The organism is Micromonospora costi, from assembly GCF_003626655.1.
Taxonomy (GTDB): Bacteria; Actinomycetota; Actinomycetes; order Mycobacteriales; family Micromonosporaceae; genus Micromonospora; species Micromonospora costi.
Genome location: NZ_RBAN01000004.1, coordinates 167,659 through 186,725 on the forward strand (window position 1 = coordinate 167,659; position 19,067 = coordinate 186,725).

Genomic DNA, 19,067 nt, shown 5'->3' on the forward strand with positions numbered 1-19,067 from the left:
ACCTACGGTTCCCGCATCCAGGTCTTCGGATCGGTGACGAAGACGCCCTTGCCCTGCTGCCGCCGGATGACCCGCAGCGCTTCCAGCCGGACGTAGGCCAACTGCACCGTCCCATAGCTGACCCCATAGGTCGCGCGCGTCTCGGCGACCGAGGGAAGTCGGTCACCTGGCTTGAGCTTGCCCGCCCTGACGTCAGCGATCACGTCGTCGGCGATGCGTAGATATTCGGCTGATTCGGGCATGTCACTCCTCGCGTGGCACCCCGAATTCGATCACAACCTGAACACCTAAACAATGGGCTTTACTTCCCTGTGGTCCCTAGTTATGTTCTTCCCGAGCCGCTTCTCGCGTGGCAACGGGTTCGGCTCATCCCCCTGGTCGGGGCGGGTGTGTGTGCCCGTCCCGACCAGCCGGACTGCTCTGCTGTCGTACCGCTAATGGGAGCTGCGGCGGCGGGGCGGGCGGGTCGTCCGCGGCCCCCGCGCGGACGACCCGCCCCACCCAGCGCCTACCAGCGGTACCTATCGCGCTCCCGCCTGCCCTCGGAAAGGATCGTCGTGGCTCAGCTGTATCGAGGTGGCCGGCCCTACCCGGCGGGATATCCGGGTCGGCTGACGCCGCACGAGGTGCGGACCCGCGAGTTCGCCGCGTGCCGGCGCGGCGTCGACCCGGTCGAGGTGCGCGAGTTCCAGGCCCGCGTGGCCGACGAGCTGGCGGCGCTCAACGAGACGGTACAGCTGCTCGCTGAGGAGAACGACCGGATCAAGCGGGCGCTGCGTGACTGGCAGACCATGCATGCCCGTGAGTGCCGGTCCAACGAGGGCCACTGGTAGCGGTGCGTCCCAAGCCCGGCGACCTCCTGCGGATCGACGGCCGCGCCTCGGTGCAGTTCGCCGGCGACCGTGCCCTGACCTTCCGCGTCGTCTCGGTGCCGGACCGGCAGACGTACCCCGGTTGGGTCTGGCTGACGGGCTACGTACTGAACCGTCGCGGCGAGGCGACCGCCAAGCGCGAGATCTACGTCCAGCTCGCCGGCCTCCGCCGCGCCGCCAGCGCCGGGGCACCGGGCCGATCCCGTATCGTTCGCTCCCGTCCCGGGAGCGGCACACAGGCTAAACAGCTCGCGACCGCCCAGCCGACTGCTCGGGTTGGTCCCTGATGGCGTGGCCAGGGTGGCAGTGCAGATGTACCTACCGACGAACCTGATCGTTCGCGGCTGTGTGCCGTCGTTGCCGCTGCACGGTGGGGTTACCGGCCGGTGCGGAGGGGTCCCGCATCAGCTGGTGTGCGACCCGGAGGGCCGGTGCGACCGTCCCACGGAGGTAGGAGTGGGTGAGGCCGCCCCAGCCCTGGGTGCCCCAGGCAGAGGGACTGGTGAAATCCGCTACGAGCGTGTCGACGCCCGCCAGTCGCACCTGTTCCAGGTGCGGCGCAAGCGAGCGGCGGGAGCTCATGACCTCGGTCAGGGTCTTGTGCACCTGGACTCCCTGCACGATGCACAGAGTCGGCTCAAGGATCTTGATCGTCGCCGCCAGGTGCGGGAGGCAGTTACGGCTCATCGTCGGATTGCTCAACGACTTCATGTCTCCGCCGACGGTGGCGGAGCAGAGCCGCAGGTTTCCCAGAGCAAAGGCGTCGAAGATGTGCACGGGTCTTCCCAGGCCGTCCACGCGGAGGTGCTCGCCTTTGCGATCGTCTCCCGGCTCACGGCCCAGAGCGAGCCTGAGCGCGTTGGCGACACCCTTCATGTGCGGGTTCCGGTCCCTGTACGGCAGTCTCGCGGAATCCATGACCTCGACGTACCGCTGGTCGAGCGTCACGCTCTCTCTCAGCCGCGCCGTCTCCATGGCGATGACGAGGATGCGGCACGGCACACCGTCCAGCATGAGGTCGTAGTGGCGGCCGACGTGAGAAAGCTGGCCCGCGGCAAAGTCCACCTCCGGTCGGGACGTACCGCGCCGGTCGAACAGGACCGCGCGCTGGCAGCTGCCCAACCGTCGGCAGACACAGGTTCCGGAGACGGCCAGCACGTGCTGACCCATGTACTCAGCCAGCCGTCGGGCACGCCCGGCGGTGGCGGCCGTGTCGCTGGCGACCATCATGAGGACGACCTCCCTGCCGTCGCGGCAGTGGGGGCGGCACCGCTGGAGCCTGCCACCCTGGGACGCGGCGGGGCATCATCGGCGGAATTCAGCACGCCGGTGAGCACACTGCGAAGGAGAGCTGTCTCCTTGGCGCTCGGCGGCCCCGCCGACCCCGCATGCCACTCGACGACCAACAGCTGCCCGGACGGCAGCCCATAGACGCGCACCGCACGACTCGGCACGGCTGAACCGTAGTGGCGTCCACCGGCGCCGAGCATGCTCACGACGGGAAGCCGCAGCGCCTGAGCCAGGCTGTCCCAGGGGCGGCCAAAGGCAAACACCTCCCCGACGGGCAACTCCGCGATCGGCTGCCACACGAACGCGTCGATGATCTCGGCCGGAGGCCGAAGAGGTCCGGTGATCAACTTCGAGTGCCACGGGTAGCTCTCGAAGATCAGCAGGTCCCGGTGATCGGCCTCCGGGTCCTGTAGCCAGTTGCGGGTGAACGTGAGTCGCGCCTGGTAGTAGCGATTGCGGCCGATAATGTCCGTCCAGGGCGGACGGTTGTAGGGGTAGGTGGTCTGCCACCTGCTGTAGGAGCCATACTTTTCCTTGATCTCCCGTGCGAAGATCCCGTCTCTCGACTGGAACTGGGGGCGGTACTCCCCCGGGTTCAGGCCGAGCACCACCATCCGTGGCGTGTGCTCTCGCCCGAGCAGGTCGCCGTGGTACGGCTCCGGAAATCCGTCACGGGTCGGCGTCCCCGACCCGACACCCTGGTAGGAGTCGAACCACGCCGCCAGCGGCGTCGGCATTGGATCCTCGCCACGCAGCCATCTCGCCGTGTGGTCGTCCCAGAAGGCCGCAACACGCTCCCGCGCGGACGTCGTCATGTCCGAATGCTATCGGCCCTTCCCGTGGCTGATGGCCAGGAACTAGTCTGCCCGCACGGTTTTCCGATAGAGGGCGAGCTATGGAGATCGTCGGTAATCGCGCAATTGAGACGGCTGCGATCGAGTACGTCATCGCGAGAGAACATGCAGCCCGACGGGTCGCCCGCGACGTGCGCGGCACCGGGGCCGCAGGCGACGTGGCGAGTCCGCCTCGGGTGATCGAGGTCAAAGCCTACGGAGGGTCAGCCAGGGGCAGCGATCTCTGGCTCGAAGTGCGTCAGATTGAGGAGGCTCTCCGGAACTCCGACTTCTGGATCTATGTAGTGGAGAACGTCCGCCAAGGCGATCCACGCCAGTTCACGCTGAAGATGATCGGGGGCGAACGCCTCCAGAAGTTGCTAGAGCGGGCGAAGGAGCAGCGTTACTACACCGTGCCGTGGCCAGTTGCCGACTACGACGCACTCACCTGAACCAGTCCTCCTCCTCCGATACCAACGACAGGACGTCTTGATGTCATCGACGTCGACCGGCTGCTGGCAGGGAGGTCCATACCATGGCCCGAACGATCCTGGACGTTGACGACGACCTGCTCGCGGAAGCGGCGAAGATCCTCGGTACCACGACGAAAAAGGCGACGATCACCGCGGCTCTCGAGGCCGTGGTCAACCGGAACAAGCGGGGTGAGTTCGCCGACTGGCTCAAGACCGGCGGTCTTCCTGACTTGACCGGTGGAGCGGGCACGGCCAAGCCGGACGCGGCGTGAGCCGGGAGTTCTGCCTCCTCGACAAGCCGGCGCTCGCCTCGGTGGCCCAGGCCCGCCGTCGCACCCGTGCTCGATGAGTTGTCCGACTGAGGGCTGCTGGCAGTGTGCGGCGCGGTCGAGATCGAAATGATCCACAGCGCCCTTACAGCCAAAGTGGCGCCGCGCGTCCGTTGGCTGCTCGGCGGCTTCCGCTGGCTGGCCATGACGAGATCTGGGACCGGGCGATCGACGTCCAGGTCCAGGCGCTCCATAAGGGCAACCACCGGGCCCTGTCGATGGCAGACCTGCTGATCGCCGCCACCACCGAACGTCACGGCGCCACGGTGCTGCACTATGACGGCGACTTCGACATGATCACGGCGATCACCGGCCAGCCAACCGCCTGGGTGCTGCCTTCCGGCGCGGCTGACTGATCTGGCCGTCGACCCACGACCCCTCAGTTGACGGCGCGGCTTCAGGAGGCCACCACCGCGCCTGCGGTGGGCGTCGACGACCCACGGCGTCGAGCAGCGCAATCCACTCGTTGTCGCCCACCGCACCACCGCGCCGTCGAGCTTGGGCAGTGTCCCGGGTTCTCCGTCGCGCAGAGCAGCCATATGGCACCCCCACCGGCGCGCCGAGTCGGCCAACTGGTCAGCCGCCCCACCGCGCGGAACCCACCCGCGGACCGGGCCCCGGTTAGCCACCGGCCGATACGGGATGCTCGGACGGCTGCCCGGTAGCGCATCGGCCGGAACTGTCGGAGGCGTGCCGGATGATCGGCGGCCGGAAGCCGGCGAGAGCGTGAGACGCGGGGTGCGATGCGAACAAGGTCTGACTACACACTTCGTGTCCTGGTCGAGAAGATCATCGAACTCGGAGTCTCCGATCACGTCGGTGGCTTCCTGCAGGACGTTTTGCGTCACATGGGCGAACGGAGCCCGTATCGGGGAGGACAAGAGCTGGTGTCGCTACTCCGCTATGCGGAGGCCGCCGCCCGCGAGGAACAGGACGTCCTCACGAGCGAGCGCATCGAGGACGCGCTGGCCTACGTCATGAACACCATGCTGCGACCCGACATAGAGATCAAGTATCAGCTCTTCCCCGGATCGAGGCAGAGCACGCTCCGGTTCCTTCGCAGCACCTTCGACCAGTTGGGCAAGTTCCTCCTCTTGTCCGTTCGCCAACTCCTGAACGACAACCCCACCGCCTCCGTCGCCGACATTCAGGCCCATCTCGCGGAGTTTTTCGAGTCCGCAGCGGCCATGTCGGAAGACGAGGAGCAGGCCGGGCACTATCGAATCCTGCGCGGCGGGAGAGAGACGTCAGCCTGGCTGCGTGAGGTGCTGACTAACCGGCTGGCCATCGAGTGGGCGGCGGCGCCAGACAGCCAGGCGGCCGCTCCTGACCCGGACGAGGTCGGCCAGCTCAGCGTCGGCGAGCTTGTGAGGCTCGCGCAGATCAGAGCCCGGGCCGCCGGCCTGCAGGCGCTGACGTGCGCCGTGCACAATCCACACAGTTCGGAGCACGACCTACAGAGGGCCCTCGAGAGTAATCTCTGGATTTTCGGGGGGTCTTACCTGCCGAGCCTGGGTCGGCGTCGACTCGTCGCCGGTGACGAGCTGGACCTCCCGCTGCTACGACCGGACGGCTCGCTGCACGTCGTAGAGCTGAAGAAGGCGAATGTGGGGATCCTGACCCGCCAGCGCCGAGGGCTCATCCCCAACGCCGAGGTACATCGTGCCGTGGGACAGGTGATGAACTACCTGCTGGCCCTCGACGAGAACCGCGCCCGCATCCTCGATCGTCACAGGGTGGACGTGCGAAGGGCCACCGCAGCGGTGGTCATCGGTCACCCTCGCTTCCAACCAGCCGTCGAAGAGGCCGACATGAACGAGGTCCTGCGGACCTACAGCAGCCACCTCGGCCGGATTGAGGTGATCACGTACAAGCAGCTATTGGACGGCGCGGACAGGGCGTTGAGTCTCGCCTGACACGCGCCTGGTCGGCGTTCATGCGGAGACCGAACTGCGGTGGGCGTTGACGACCCAGGCGTCCGGCAGCGCGATCCACTCGTTGTCGCCCACCCGGACCACCGCGCCATCCAGCTTGGGCAACACTCCCGGGTCCTCCATCGGGCAGAGTAGCCACACGTCCCCTGCTCCCCCGCGCGCCGCGTCGGCCAGCTCGTAGAGCCGCTCGATCGCTCGGTAGCGGGCCAGCACCGCCGCGTCGTGCAGGAGCACGGGACCTTCCCCAGTCGACAGCGATGCCCGCAGTGCGGGAACCGCGAGGTCCCACGCCTGCTCGACGTACTCGCCCAGCTTGATGGCGCCCCGGGAGCCCGGCTCGGCGACGTCCGCACCCAGCACCGTCTCCCACGTGGGCTTCGGGCGAGCATCGACCAGGCCCCGCAGCTCACGCAGGAAGATCGCCGCCACGTTGACCGGCCGGGCGCCGAAGCGCCGGGCCAGCTCCTCACGCGCCAGCGCGTACCGGTTGAGGCGTACCGTCAGCGCCCGGAACCCGCCCGCCGACCTGGCACCGGTCAGCCGCTCCTCCGCACGCATCGCGGCCGCCAGCTCCGGCGACTCGGCGGCCCAGCGGCTCGGCGCGCTCGTCGCCGACGGGCGGCGCTGGATGATCGACATCGACGACGAGGCGTTGCGGGGCGGCGGCACGTAGCGATCGCGGTCCCAGCGCAGTTCGAAGCCGGCCTCGGCGAGCAGCCGGTCCAGCTTCGGGCGTGGTGGCAGCGGCGCCAGCTCCGGGAACCGCGCCTCCACCCGCTGGAGGACCTGCTCCGGGGTCAAGCCCCGCTTCCCCTCCGGAGTCGTCGCCGGCGGGACCACGCCGGCCTGGGCGAGCCGCAGCGCGCGTACCGGGTCGAGGTCGCGCGGGTACAGCTCCAGCCGCGCGGTCGCGGCGGCCCGCTCGGAGGCCGCTGCCGCGAGCAGCACCCGCCGCCGCTCGTCGATCACGTCAGCCGCACCGCCGGGCGCGGTCACCGCCGCGAGGGTACGCAGCACCGTCGCCGCGCTGGGCAACACCTCGCTGGCGGCGAGCTTGTCGGCGGCCTTACCGAGCGCGTCGGCGTAGTCGAGCAGCGCCGGTGCGGCCGGGGTGTCGGGGGCGTCGTCCTCCCCCGCTTCGAGGGCCACGAGCAGGCGGTCGCCGCGCGGGTGCGGTTTCCCGTCGATGTCGCCGCGGGCATGGCGACGCAGGAGCAGCCGGGGTTCCTCCTCCAGAGCGTCGATCTCGACGGCGGCCCGGACTGCGGCGACCGCGACGGCGAGCCGCAGCTCGTCGCCAGTGCGCACCGACCCGCGACTGACGAGCAGCGCGGCGGCCAGCTCGGCGACGCCCATCACGCGACCGCCGTCGCGCAACAGCTCGATGATCTGCGTACGCACGCTGCCCACCACGGGCAGGCCATGCCAGCGTTTGCGCTGCTTGCCGAGGATCTGCGCGATGCGCGCCGGGGTAACGTCGAGGCGCTTGGCGACGAGCGGGTGCTGCGGCCACAGCGGCAGGTCCGGCAAGACGCCGGACTCGTCGGGTAGATGCAGCAGCAGTCGCGTCGCTTCCACGTCCTTCGCGTTGCGACTCGACGGGACGAGGAGCGTGGCGATCGCGTCGAGGCCGACGCGTACCAGATCGGTGTCGCCACCAGCGGCGGTGGCCTCGGTGGCCACCTCGGCGGTGGCCTCCTTACGGGCGGCGGCCGAGGTGGGGATAATCTCCCGCTCCCCCAGCCGGGTGCGCCACTCCTTGACGCGGCGCTGCAGCTCCTGCCGTGTCTTGGCGCCGAGGCCGGGTAGGTGGGCGAGCTTGTTGGCGACGGTGAGCAGCTCGCCGACGGTGGTGGCGTCGAGCCGGTGGGCGGCGGACACCGCGCGGGGGGTGAGCCCGGCGGCCTCCAGGGCCGTGGCGCGGGTGGCCTTGGCCGCCGCCTCGTCACGCGCCTTTGCCGCGGCCTTCTCGTCTGGCTCGTCGGCCTCGATCTCCGGGTGGTCGGTGCCGACCGGGGTGCTCGCGTCGGAGCGGCGGAACACCTGCTGCCAGGCGTCGCGCATGTCCTTCAGCGAGGGGAACCGGCGGCGGTGGTCGCGGTGCAGGGCCTGGTGGAAGAACTCCACCAGGCCGTCGCGGATCGCCGGGTCGAACGCCTCGATGGCCAACACCGGCGGGCCGTCTGTGAGCTGCGGCTCGGTGCCGCCGTCACCCCAGATCGGCAGTTCGCCGGAGGCCATCTCGTGCAGGGTGACGGCGAGGGCGTACCACTCGGCGTGCTTGTCGTAGACCTGGCGGCTGGCGGTGCCGAGGAACGGGTCGAGGTAGCGGGGGGTGCCGGCGGAGAGCTCCTTGACGGAGACCCCGGCCAGCGAGAAGTCGAAGAGCACGAGCTGGCGGGTGCGGTTCGGGCGTACCCGGATGGCGATGTTGTCCGGCTTGATGTCGCGGTGGTAGACGCCCTCGCCCTCCAGGTAGTCGAGGGCGCCGAACAGGTAGTCGCTGTAGGTCTCCAGCTCATCGACGGTGAGCCGGCCGTCGTCGCGCAGCTTGCGGGCCAGGGTCAGCTCGCCGGCGTGCTCGAGAACGATCACCGTACGGCTGGCGATCTGCAGCGGCTCCGGGCGGGCCAGCCGGATCACCCGGGAGTCGGTGAGCGGCCGGAGCACTCGGGCCTCGTGGGCCAGCCGAGCGCCCTTCTCGTCGGAGAGGCCGACTTTCAGCACCTCGTCCTTGCCGGTGCGTTCGTTGTGGGCGAGGAACGCCCGGCAGGTCGAGCCCGTGCCCAGCCGCTTCTTTATCTTCCATTCGGCGACGAGGTCACCGCCGCGCGCTTCGAGGGGGTCCGTCTCCTCCGGCTCCGGTTCCTCCGGATGCACGGAGGTCGGCGGTGGGGCCGTGAGTTCGTTCTCGACCTCTTCGAGCATCTCGACGAACTCGCTGACGGTGGTGAGGCGCTGGGCCGGCACCGGGGCCGTCGCGGCCTGGATCAGCTCGTCGGCGAACTCGGTGATGCCGTCGGCCACCGAGGAGGGGCGCAAGCCGTTGTCGCGAGCGATCCGGGCCAGGAGCTCCTGACGCTTCGCGGCCGGCGGCTGGCCGGTGAGGATCAGGTACGCCAGCGCGCCCAGCCCGAAGACGTCCATCGCCACCGGGTCCGGCCGCGGCGCGCTCAGCTCCGGTGCGAGATACGCCTCGGCGGACAGCTCGATGTGCGCGGTCGCGTGGGAAGAGAGCGTGATCGGGTCGCCGCTACCTCCACCGGACGTGTCGGCCGCGCGGGTGGCGGTCTGCCAGTCGCTGATCTGCAACTGCGGGACCAGCCAGGCCTCCTCCTCGCTGCCGCCGCGCCGCTTCGGCCCCGGCGATACCAGGACGCTGCGGGCGGAGAGGGCCCGGTGGTGCAGGCGACGCCCGTGGGCGTACGCGACGGCCTCCGCGAGCTGGCGAATCATCGCGAGGCGGCTCAAGGGGTCGAGTTTGTCGCCGAACTGGGCCATGTAGTGGTCGAGCCGTATGGCACGCGGGTCGTGGCGGAAGATCAGCGCCGGCCCCGCCTCGTGCGGCTCCATCGAGTCGACCCGGACGATGCCCGGGTGGTTGATGCCGTGCAGCACCATCATCTCGCGCTTGGCGGCGCGCTCGATGCTCGCCCGCTCGGTCTGTACGGCGTTGCGCTCGACCAGGTAGATCCGGATGCGGCGGTGCTCGCGTTCGAGGTCGCGGTGGCGGGCGTGGTGGTCCTGCCAGGTCGGGCCGAGATCGAAGGGTCGTGGCTCCAACTCCCACGAGCCGACCTGGTAGTGCCTCCGGCTGCGGGCGATACCGATGGCGCGCAGCAGGTCGGGCAGGGCCGCGGATAGCTCCTTCGTAACGCGGTGGCGCTCATCCAGTGGAGGGCGCTCCAGCAGCGAGCGGATGGTGGGCAGCGGGCCGGGCTGGTGCCCGGGCGCCGGTTCGGGCCCGTAGACGCCGTGCAGGTGGTGATCGGAGAGCGCGACGTGCAGGCCCGGCTTGGACAGGAACACCGCCGCCTGGACGAACGGGACCTTGATCTTCTGTCCCCTCCGCTGGTCGGCAGCGATCTGAAGCAGGGACTTCAGCCTCTTGGCCTTGGCGTCAGCAAGATGCAGGGGATTGTCGAAGGTCCTCGTGCCGCTCGGGTTGGAGAGAACCCAGTTGGAGCCGCTGGAGACCAGCCGCCCCGTCAGGCTCTTGATCTCGATGAGGTAGAGCCCGCCCGGGCCCGCCACCAGCAGGTCGACCTCGTAGGGGTGGCCGGTCTGCGCGGTGAAGGTGAAGTTCGACCAGGCGCGGTACGGCTCCGTGTCCGGCAGCAGCGCCTGGACGTGCGCCAGCGCCTCCCGCTCGTGCGTGAACTGCGACGGCGTGATCGTCGTCCACCGGCCCTCCTGCATGCCAGCGATCCTATTGGTGGCGCAGGGCGAACCCCGCCCCGCCAGCAGTAAGTTCGGCCCGCGCCGTCAGGACGGGCCGGCAGAGGGTGCGACGTATCGGCCATTTCGGGCCGATCCATCCTTCGGCGGCGCCTCTGCTTCGGCCTTGAGAATGTCGTTCAACATGTTGATTATCTCGGCGGCCTCGTGCTCCTCGAGAGGCTCGCCGACACGACCGCTGCGGCTCAGCGCCTCTTCCAGCTTCGTCGCCAGCTGATCGATCCTCGACCGCTCCTCTTTCAGGACGTACCGATCGAGAACCTCCGCGAGTTTCTCGTTGCTGAGTCTCAAGGCGGCGTGAGCCAGAGGATCGCGTCGCAGCCTGTCTATCAGCGCGATCCAGCGCCGCGTCAGCTGGTCTGTCAGTTGTATCCGCCGCAACGCCAGCTCGTGCTCGCTCTCTTCTCGAAGGCGCTGTAGGTGAGCGTGGCGGAGTTCTGCCTTGACGTCTTCGTCAAGCCGGACGCGTACCTCTGGCTCGCAGTGCAGTACGACGCCGCGACGCTCGTAACGGCGTTGGGCACCAGACAGCAGGCGATTCAGCTGGATCTCGAGTGCGCACGCCTGGTGCGGATGGAAGTGTCGGGCAAGGTTGGCCGCCTGGTGTGCGACGTCGCGGCGGGCCAGATCGGCGAACTGCAGCGACCAGGCACCGAGTTGGTCCTCCCGAAGCCCTTCCGAGTACCAGGTAAACATGACATCGATGTGAAACGCGAACACGTGTCCGCGCGCGGCGACCACGATGGGTCGCGGGTGGCGGCGACGCTGGGTGAGATCTGGAGTAGGCGGCCGCCACCAACGCTCGATGGCGACACGAAAGCGGTCTGCGAACCGGGCGAACGGTGGTGGGCTAATGGGTGCGCCCCGAGGAGCCCTCGTCCCTGGACTGTCGGTGGTCATCCATACCTCCTCAGGCTGCGGATGCGGCGGCCGGCGTGGCACGTGAGAGCAAATGGTCGAGCCGGGAACGGATGGCCGGATCAGCGGCAAGGCGCCGGACCAGGAGCCGGATAGGGTCTCTGAGATTGGGCTCACCGAGGCCGCTTCGCAACCAGTCGGCGAAGTGACGCCACGCAGGGAGGGAGAACCGGTGGTTGAGCAGAACGGTCCGCCAAAGCGCGGCGACGTGGTCCACGTGCGTAGAACCGTCCAGGAGGGCTCGCAACTCGTCGTGGAGGGCGGCAGGCCCGAGGCGATCAAGCCAGTTCAGAAACGCCTGCCCGGCTTGCGTTCGCAAGGCCGGAATGTCGCTGTCAAGCCACCAGGCCAGCATGCCGATGGTCCACGAATCGCCGATCGCGCCGAAGAGGCTATCTACGGCACCCGAGACATTCTGGCTGTGGCGGTAGGTGGTATTGGCCGCCACGACGGTGAGCGCTCGTACGACCTGACTCGGGTGGCGCGAGACGAAACCCATCCCCCATACCAAGGCGGCAGTGTCCCGTTCGAGTGGTGACGCCGAACGCGCCAGTTCCTCGACCCTCGCGGTGACGTCGGTCCGCACGGGGCGGTTGGTCCCCCGTTCCAGTTCTCCGGCACCATCGAGGTTCGCCGCCGACACCATCGCAGCGGCGGCGGTGCGCCGTACCCGCATCCTTCGATCATGGGCCCAGCGTTGGATCAGCTGGGAATAGACGTGGTCGAAGTCGTGGGTGGCGAAGATGGCCGCAGCGACGGCGGCGCACGCGCTGAACCCTGGCGCCGGGTGTGAAGCCAGCTCGTCAACCCACTCGATCAGAGCCGGACGGGTGTTGTCGAAATCGTTCCAGGCGACGTCGAGTATCGCCGTCACCAGCTTCGCGTCCAGCCGTGCGACCCTGGTCGGCACCTGGGAGGACGTGTCCTCGGTCGCACGCTCGTGCCAGTCGGCACTGAGGTCCGGGCCCAACAGCCCCGGAAGGTCATTGAGGAGCGCGGGTCTGCCGATGACCGGCTCCGTGAAGAGCCGGTCAAGCTTGCCGAGCAGCAACCCCGCGCCTTCGGAGACGCTCGTCATCGTGTGCCCCGCGAAGACGGCATAGGCGATGCGGAGTGCACGCCGGTGCTGCAAGGGCCGGTTCTGGTAGGTCTGGTCGTTCTCCGCGGCCAACACCAAAATTCTCCGCGCCCGCTCCCGGCGGCGCCTCGCCTCTGAGGGAAGGACGGAGGTGATCGCGGGACCCCGAGGCAGCTCTCGTGCAACCCTCTCGGCATAGAGGGCACATTCTCCCGGAGAACGGAAGAGATCGATCGATCGCCGGACGTCCTCGGTCAGCAGCTCGGAGATGTAGGTCCCGTGGCATCCGCCATCGCACGCACCGCAGTCCGCCACGCACCTGCCTTCAAGGTGCAGCTCCAGGTGCCGACGGAAGATCTCCAGCGACGCGGCGGGAGGTTCGTGGAAGAACTCGGCTCGATGAAGTTCCTCCTCCTGACTTGCCAGATCTCGAATAAGGATGGCGCTACAGTCTCGCGACTCGAAGGTCGGCTCCAGGATCCGGAAGAATTCGCGCATCTGCTCGCGGGTGGTCTTGATGACGTAGCAGTGCCCCTTCTCAAGAGCCTCCGGGTTCCGTCGCAGGTACGGCACGACATCCTCGTTCGGCGGCGAGACCCTCCGAACGTGGTCGACGGACCGATGTTCCGAGAGCGCAACGCAGGCCGCCGTCATCCGCCCACTTCGTGGAGGGCCCGCCAGCCCGACTATCCGGTTACGCCTCAAGCGCCCCTGCAGGTTGGCGAAGTACGGCGGAGGGACGAAAGTCCGGCACCTGGCCGCTATATCGAGCACAGGATCGAAGAAGAGATCCTTCCTGCGCTCGCCATCGCCCAAATTGATGTTGCCGATGACCGTCGCATTCTCACCGAACGCGCTCGGGCCGATGTTGGTCAGGTCGTCGATGCGGTAACGGCTCCGCACATGCCGGAGCAGGTAGAGCAGCGTGGGATTGTCATAGACGGAGCGCTCGGTGGTGTCGTCCTCCGGATTGTCATGGTCATCCGCCCGAGGCGAGGCGCCCACCTTTGCTACCTGCGGCCGGTCTGCGCCGTCAGCCGGCTCTTCCTGCCGCCCACTCGACGCGACCGACGGAGAATCCTGCTTCTCCACGGAAGACTGTGCTGCCGGAGTGCCGGCAGAGCCGGCCGGCGACGTGTTGCCCTCCTCCACCTGCGGGCCGTCAGTCATCGCCATGTGGTCCCGTCGCCACCCGACGTCTCCGTGTGCCCCACGATCCGAGCGTGGTCACCGAAAACGGTCGGTCCCCGGTTCGTCACCGTGCCAAAACTGAAACTGCTACCGCCAGTCATCGCCGGTGCCTCCGGCGCCGTCCCAGGCGAGACGCTCGTCGGGGAGACAGGGGCGCTCGCGAGGCCTACGGGCAGCTCCCCAGCCGAGTTGACGTTCTCGTCCGGCACGAAGATCCATCCGTCGTCGGCGAACGACTTGATCCTGACGGCCACCCGCTGGTAGCGGTCGGCACGTATACCGCTGTACGACTGGCTGACCACGTCGCGGTAGATCGTCGAGGAAACGATCATCACGACGCACGCCAGAGGAAACCGCTTCAAGGCATCCCGCAACGGTGTCGCATCGACGAGACGCGCCGCGGTTACCACCGCCGAACCCGCGTAGCCGTTCTCAGTCCTCGTGACCAGGCCCTGATGGATCGCCACGCGTAGCCGAACCTGGGCCCACGATGCGGCGTACCGGTTGTGATCACGCAGGATCGTGTCGATCGCCGGCACAAGCTCCGCGATGATCCGTGGCTCGGAGACCGCTTCGGGAAACAGCGACAGTTCCCCGTCGCCGGTGGGTTGGATGTCCCACTCTGCACGATCGAGTCCGCACCGTTCCGCTGCCTTCTGCATGAGCTGACGGAAGTCCGTCTGGGCGCGCGCCTGACCCGCGTCATCGTGGCGGCTGTACCTCTCCATGTCCACGGCCATGATCAACCGCCGGTCCGGCTCCGACATCAACGTCATCTCACGCTCCTGAGACCGAGAAGTTGAGGACATGTCTCTTATAGCGATCACCGGCGGCGGGAAATCCATCGAAGTACGGGTTGTCCGGTACTGGATTCCCGGTCCGGTCGGGAAGCCGCAATCTCGTATTTCGACGGCCTGCGATGTCGTAGGAGCCCCTTCACTGAATTCATGACAACGTGGCTGCCGCATCGACCCGCAGACGTACCGCTGACCGGAGAGGGTGTGGACACAGCCTTGGCGACCGTGCGTCTGCACCAAGACTCGATCCAGCATGCCGACACGAAGATCGCCCGCCTGGCAGGCCTTCACGGCGCGATGGTTGCGCTCGTGGTCAACGCAGCGCCAGCCACTCGGCTCTCGGTCAACTGGACGTCGGCCGTGGATCTGGCGACACTCTGCATCGCCGCGCTCTTCGTGCTCACTGTGGTCGTGTCCGCCCACCACCTGTCGCTGGGCTTTCGACCGCGGACTTTCGGGCCCACGCCGCCTAACAGGTTCGGGTTCCGGGCAAGGAATCGCAGGGGAATCGCCAGCGCCGACTATGACCGGCGCAGCGAGCGGTCGGAGGCATGGACCTTGGTGGCCGTCCTTGCGGGGATCGCGTTCGAGAAGCACCAGCGCGTGAAGGCGACGATGCCGTGGACGTTCGCCGCGACACTCTGCACCGCCGCCTGGCTCGCCCTTGCCGTGCTCGTCAAGTGACGAGGCTCCTCGCGGCACCTTCTGTCGCAGGCCGCCGTCGGAAACAATGCACCGCACCGGGAGCGGCAATCATTTGCCCTGGGTGGAACAACCATGACGAACGGGGAAACGTGATGGGAAGCCAACCTCTCCGCCTGACAGATCGGCGCTGGCCCGCAGGAACACTGCTCAGTTGCCTGGAACCCGAGGTCAGAGCCGACTTCCTGGATCTGGGAACGACCATCCCCGTCAGACCCGGAGACCACATCCTGCGCGAGGGCGAACCCGGTGACCACATGGTTCTCCTGCGAGAGGCGGTGGTGAAGGTCACCGTGAGCGTGGCGGACGGGCGACAGGCCCTGATGGCGATTCGAGTGTCGGGGGACGTGGTCGGCGAGATCTCGGCGCTCAACGGCACGCTCCGAAGCGCGACGGTCACCAGTTGCAGTACCGGTTCGGTCAGCGTCATATACAGGCGCGACTGGTATCCGTTCCTCAATCGTCGTCCGGGCGCAGCCCTTGCCCTGGCCCGCGCGACTGCGGCTCGCTTCCGCTGGGCAAATCGGCGCCGGCTCGACTTCACGTCGTATCCCGCCAAGGTCCGCGTGGCGCGGATCCTGGTCGAGTTGGCCATCGCGCATGGGCAACCGGTCGAGACTGGACGCTCGGTCGGTGTGACACTCACGCAGCAGGAATTGGCCTCGCTGTGCGCCGCGGCGGAGCCGACCGTGGAGAAGGCACTCCGTGAACTCCGCGAGGCAGACGTACTTCGAACCGGATACCGGCACATCGTGGTCCACGACATGCCCACTCTTCGACGTTTCGCCCGTATGCCTAGCGGCAACCACCAGTGGGCGCCCGGTGTCCACTGATCGCCCCCGACGGGTCGGCGTGGCGCTGCAGTTCATCGATCGGGCACAACTTCAGGGAAGTAGTCCCCTCCGCTCACCGCGGAGGCCGCTACTTCCCTGCTGTTGCATGGATCTTCGAGGCCCACAGCCAGCGGGCCGCCTCACCACAGCGACGAGGACGAAGCCCCCCGGCCCGTCGATCATGCACTTGTGGTGGGAGGCATAGGGGGTGAACCCCCGCGCTCCGGGCACCACAACTGCATGATCGACGGGAGAGGGCGGGGACGGCCCCGTGTTCAGTCGGTTGTGCCGGCTCGCTCGAAGGCTCGAGCTAGGGCGGCCAGGTCCATTCCCTGGAAGTGGTCGAGGAACCGGCGGCGTACGGCGGCCAGGTGGCTCGGCCAGGACGCCTCCAGGCTGGCGAAGCCCTCGTCGGTGAGGACGGCGTTCCACCCGCGGGCGTCCTCCTCGCAGCGGACCCGCTTCACGAGGCCCTGCGTCTCGAGCCGGACGATGGTGCGGGTCATTCCGCTCAGCGAGAGGTGGCAGGCGGTCGCGAGGTCGCTCATCCGCATCCGCCGGTCGGGGGCCTCGGAGAGGTGCATGAGGGCCGTGTACTCGGTGAGCGGCAGCTTCCGCTCCCCCGCCATGTCGGCGTCGATCGCCCGGGGCAGGACGTACATCACCCGTCCCAGCGCACGGACCAGCGACTCCTCGTCGGGGTCGAGGGGCCGCAGGGCTTCCGCCGGAGTGCCGGACATGTCATCCAGAGTAATTGCTTGCTCGAGCAATGGCCGGGCGCGATGTGACGGCAACCATAGCGGCGATATTTGCTTGACGAAGCAAACACTGTCTAGCGTGTGGTCGTCCCGCAAGACCTCTGGAAGGGCACCACACGCATGACCAGGATCGGCATCATCCTCGGTAGCACCCGGCCGGGGCGCAACGGCGAGGCCGTCGCCCGCTGGGTCCTCGAGCTCGCCAAGCAGCGCTCCGACGCGGAGTTCGAGCTCATCGACCTGCTCGACCACCCGCTGCCGCACCTCGACGAGGCGATCCCGCCGTCGATGGGGCAGTACAGCCAGCCGCACACCAAGCGCTGGGCCGAGACCATCGCCTCGTACGACGGTTTCGTGATGGTCACCCCCGAGTACAACCACTCGACCTCGGGCGCCCTCAAGAACGCCATCGACTTCCTCTTCGCCGAGTGGAACAACAAGGCCGTCGGCTTCGTGAGCTACGGCTCGGTCGGCGGCGCCCGCGCCGTCGAGCAGCTGCGCCTGATCTCCGGCGAGCTCATGATGGCCGACGTGCGGACCCAGGTGACGCTGTCGCTGCACAGCGACTTCGAGAACTACAGCGTCTTCAAGCCGAACGCCGCGGCCCACGAGCCCGCGCTCCACACCATGCTCGACCAGGTCGTGGCCTGGAGCACCGCGCTGGCGCACCTGCGCCAGAAGTGAGCAGGCGCACCTCCTGACGGTGGCCGCGGGCGATCCCCGCGGCCACCGCCGTATAAGCGGCGCCGCTCACGCGGTCACCACCGTGCACGCGGCGCCGCTCACGCGGCCAGCGCCGCGTACCGGCCGTCGCGGTCGAGCAGGCTCTCGTGGGTGCCGCACTCCACGATCCGGCCGTGGTCGAGCACCGCGATCTGGTCGGCGTCGCGCACCGTGGAGAGGCGGTGGGCGATCGTGATGGTGGTACGCCCCCGCGACAGCTCGTCGAAGGCCCGCTGCACGGCCCGTTCGGTCTCGGTGTCCAGAGCGCTGGTCGCCTCATCGAGGACCAGCACGCGTGGATCGCGCAGCAGGGTGCGGGCGATGGCCAACCGCTGCTTCTCGCCGCCGGAGAAACGGTGGCCGCGCGAGCCGACGACGGTGTCGTACCCGTCGGGCAGGCCCGCGATCAGGTCGTGGATCTGGGCAGCGCGGGCCGCGGCCTCGATCTCGGCGTCGGTGGCGTCCGGCCGGGCGTAGCGCAGGTTCTCCCGCACGGTGGTGTGCAACAGGTAGGTCTCCTGGCTCACCACGCCGACGATCCCGGCCAGGTCGGCGAGGCTGAGCTCGCGCAGGTCGATCCCGTCGATCGTGACCCGGCCGCTGGTCGGGTCGTGCAGGCGGCTGACCAGCGCGGCGAGGGTGCTCTTGCCGGAGCCGGTCTCGCCGACGAGCGCCAGGCCGGTGCCGGCCGGCACGTCGAGGGTGACCCCGGCGACGGCGGCCGTGTCGCTGCCCGGGTAGCTGAAGGTGACCTCCTCCAGGCGCAGGTGGCCGCGGACGTGCCGCGGGTCGACGCGTACGGGGTCGGCCGGGTCGGCGACCTCGATCGGCAGGTCGAGGTACTCGAAGATCCGGGCGAAGAGCGCCAGCGACGAGGTCAACGACACGCCCACGTTGAGCAGCCCCATGAGCGGGCGGAACAGGCTGTTCTGGAGCGTGGTGAAGGCCACGAGGGTGCCGATGCTGAGCGTGCCGGCGGCGCCGGGCAGGCCGGCGCTGAGGTAGATGACCGCCGGGATGGCGGCGAAGAGGATGCTCATCGAGGCCATCCGCCAGCGGCCCGCGAGCTCGCTGCGCAGCTCCAGGTCGACCAGGCGGGTCGAGGAGGCGGTGAACCGGTCGATCAACGCGCCGCTGGTGCCGAGCGTCTTGGCGAGCTGGATGCCGCTGACCGACAGGCCCTCCTCGATGGTGACGTTGAGGTCGGCGAGCTCGCGCTGGCGCTGCGCGGTGACCTCCCGGCGCAGCCGGGCGACCCGGCGGGTCAGCCAGATGGCCGGCGGGAGGATGAGCAGGGAGACGAGCGAGAGCCGCCAGGAGAGCGCGACCATGGCCACCGCGGTGGCGACCACGGTGGTGAGGTTGGACGCCACGGCGGTGGCGGTGGAGGTGACCACCGACTGCATCCCGCCGATGTCGTTGGTGATGCGGGACTGCACCTCGCCGGTGCGGGTGCGGGTGAAGAACCCCAGCGACTGGCGCTGGAGGTGGCTGAAGACGTCGGTGCGCAGCCGGTGCATCACCTCCTGGCCGACGCGGCTAGAGATCCAGGTCTGCACGACGCCGAGTACGGCGGTGACCGCCGCCACGGCGACCATGCCCAGGACGAGCCAGACCAGCAGCGTGAGGTCGCGCTCCGGCAGGGCCTCGTCGATCACGTGGCGCAGCAGGAACGGCGAGGCCATCGCGATGACCGACGACGCCACGATGATCGCGGTGACCACGGTCAGGGAGGCCCGGTGGGGGCGGAAGAGGCCGGCGATGCGCCGCAGCGACACCTGCCGGGCCTGCTCCTTCTCGGCGGGGCTGACGGTACGGGGGCCGCGGTCGCGGCCGATGGGGGTGTGATCCAAAAGGGGTGCCTTCCGTCGGGGGGAA

Annotated in this window: 18 protein-coding genes; 9 read left to right on the forward strand and 9 right to left on the reverse strand. The window is 68.6% G+C overall.

Annotation, left to right across the window (positions count from 1 at the left end; translation table 11 throughout):
- Positions 1-2 precede the first annotated feature (2 nt).
- Entirely contained in the window at positions 3-242 is a 240-nt protein-coding gene (locus tag D7193_RS22595) for a winged helix-turn-helix domain-containing protein (protein WP_120781553.1), read from the reverse strand.
- 315 nt (positions 243-557) lie between these two features.
- Here D7193_RS22595 and D7193_RS22600 point away from each other — a divergent pair, with 315 nt between their 5' ends.
- Positions 558-833 carry a DivIVA domain-containing protein gene (locus tag D7193_RS22600; RefSeq protein WP_241563298.1) on the forward strand — a complete coding sequence of 92 codons (276 nt, stop codon included), beginning with the start codon at positions 558-560 and terminating at the stop codon, positions 831-833.
- Between the two features lie 2 nt (positions 834-835).
- The gene (locus tag D7193_RS22605; protein ID WP_241563300.1) at positions 836-1,159 is read left to right on the forward strand and encodes a hypothetical protein; all 324 of its coding nucleotides are present in this window, start codon (positions 836-838) and stop codon (positions 1,157-1,159) included.
- Between the two features lie 31 nt (positions 1,160-1,190).
- Here D7193_RS22605 and D7193_RS22610 read toward each other — a convergent pair whose 3' ends face one another.
- Positions 1,191-2,102, reverse strand: coding sequence for a hypothetical protein (locus tag D7193_RS22610; protein WP_120781555.1), 912 nt, complete (start codon positions 2,100-2,102; stop codon positions 1,191-1,193).
- Positions 2,099-2,977, reverse strand: a complete 879-nt coding sequence (gene brig1 / locus D7193_RS22615) for an anti-phage DNA glycosylase Brig1 (protein WP_120781556.1) — start codon at positions 2,975-2,977, stop codon at positions 2,099-2,101. Before brig1 ends, D7193_RS22610 begins: the two co-directional genes overlap by 4 nt.
- 80 nt (positions 2,978-3,057) lie before the next feature.
- Here brig1 and D7193_RS22620 point away from each other — a divergent pair, with 80 nt between their 5' ends.
- From D7193_RS22620 to D7193_RS22635, 4 genes are all read left to right on the forward strand, one after another.
- Positions 3,058-3,447, forward strand: a complete 390-nt coding sequence (locus D7193_RS22620) for a protein NO VEIN domain-containing protein (RefSeq protein WP_120781557.1) — start codon at positions 3,058-3,060, stop codon at positions 3,445-3,447.
- 83 nt (positions 3,448-3,530) lie between these two features.
- Complete coding sequence (locus D7193_RS22625) at positions 3,531-3,740, forward strand: type II toxin-antitoxin system VapB family antitoxin (RefSeq protein WP_120781558.1); 210 nt, start codon at positions 3,531-3,533, stop codon at positions 3,738-3,740.
- Positions 3,741-3,844: 104 nt separating this feature from the next.
- Positions 3,845-4,153 carry a PIN domain-containing protein gene (locus tag D7193_RS34305; protein WP_338324102.1) on the forward strand — a complete coding sequence of 103 codons (309 nt, stop codon included), beginning with the start codon at positions 3,845-3,847 and terminating at the stop codon, positions 4,151-4,153.
- 387 nt (positions 4,154-4,540) lie between these two features.
- A complete protein-coding gene (locus D7193_RS22635; RefSeq protein ID WP_120781559.1) occupies positions 4,541-5,713 on the forward strand; it encodes a Shedu anti-phage system protein SduA domain-containing protein in 1,173 nt (390 codons plus the stop codon).
- An 18-nt stretch (positions 5,714-5,731) separates the two neighbouring features.
- On the opposite strand, the gene pglW is transcribed toward D7193_RS22635, so the two are convergent.
- The 4 genes from pglW to D7193_RS22655 all read right to left on the reverse strand — a co-directional run bounded on the left by pglW (position 5,732) and on the right by D7193_RS22655 (position 14,152).
- Entirely contained in the window at positions 5,732-10,150 is a 4,419-nt protein-coding gene (gene pglW, locus D7193_RS22640) for a BREX system serine/threonine kinase PglW (RefSeq protein ID WP_120781560.1), read from the reverse strand.
- Positions 10,151-10,216: 66 nt separating this feature from the next.
- Positions 10,217-10,885: a hypothetical protein gene (locus D7193_RS22645; protein WP_147434433.1), complete on the reverse strand. Its 669-nt coding sequence runs from the start codon at positions 10,883-10,885 to the stop codon at positions 10,217-10,219.
- Between the two features lie 214 nt (positions 10,886-11,099).
- On the reverse strand, positions 11,100-13,361 hold the full coding sequence (locus D7193_RS22650; RefSeq protein ID WP_120781562.1) for a hypothetical protein: 2,262 nt from the start codon (positions 13,359-13,361) through the stop codon (positions 11,100-11,102).
- A complete protein-coding gene (locus D7193_RS22655) occupies positions 13,352-14,152 on the reverse strand; it encodes an adenylate/guanylate cyclase domain-containing protein (protein ID WP_120781563.1) in 801 nt (266 codons plus the stop codon). Before D7193_RS22655 ends, D7193_RS22650 begins: the two co-directional genes overlap by 10 nt.
- 171 nt (positions 14,153-14,323) lie before the next feature.
- Here D7193_RS22655 and D7193_RS22660 point away from each other — a divergent pair, with 171 nt between their 5' ends.
- Positions 14,324-14,857 (forward strand): Pycsar system effector family protein, encoded by a 534-nt coding sequence (locus D7193_RS22660; protein ID WP_147434434.1) that lies wholly within the window; start codon positions 14,324-14,326, stop codon positions 14,855-14,857.
- 113 nt (positions 14,858-14,970) lie between these two features.
- Complete coding sequence (locus tag D7193_RS22665) at positions 14,971-15,708, forward strand: Crp/Fnr family transcriptional regulator (protein WP_120781565.1); 738 nt, start codon at positions 14,971-14,973, stop codon at positions 15,706-15,708.
- Positions 15,709-15,983: 275 nt separating this feature from the next.
- Here D7193_RS22665 and D7193_RS22670 read toward each other — a convergent pair whose 3' ends face one another.
- Positions 15,984-16,448 carry a MarR family winged helix-turn-helix transcriptional regulator gene (locus D7193_RS22670; protein ID WP_120781566.1) on the reverse strand — a complete coding sequence of 155 codons (465 nt, stop codon included), beginning with the start codon at positions 16,446-16,448 and terminating at the stop codon, positions 15,984-15,986.
- Between the two features lie 138 nt (positions 16,449-16,586).
- Between D7193_RS22670 and D7193_RS22675 the strand changes: the two genes are divergently transcribed.
- Positions 16,587-17,150 carry an NADPH-dependent FMN reductase gene (locus tag D7193_RS22675; RefSeq protein WP_120782149.1) on the forward strand — a complete coding sequence of 188 codons (564 nt, stop codon included), beginning with the start codon at positions 16,587-16,589 and terminating at the stop codon, positions 17,148-17,150.
- Between the two features lie 98 nt (positions 17,151-17,248).
- Here D7193_RS22675 and D7193_RS22680 read toward each other — a convergent pair whose 3' ends face one another.
- On the reverse strand, positions 17,249-19,027 hold the full coding sequence (locus D7193_RS22680; protein ID WP_377456365.1) for an ABC transporter ATP-binding protein: 1,779 nt from the start codon (positions 19,025-19,027) through the stop codon (positions 17,249-17,251).
- Positions 19,028-19,067: the final 40 nt, after the last annotated feature.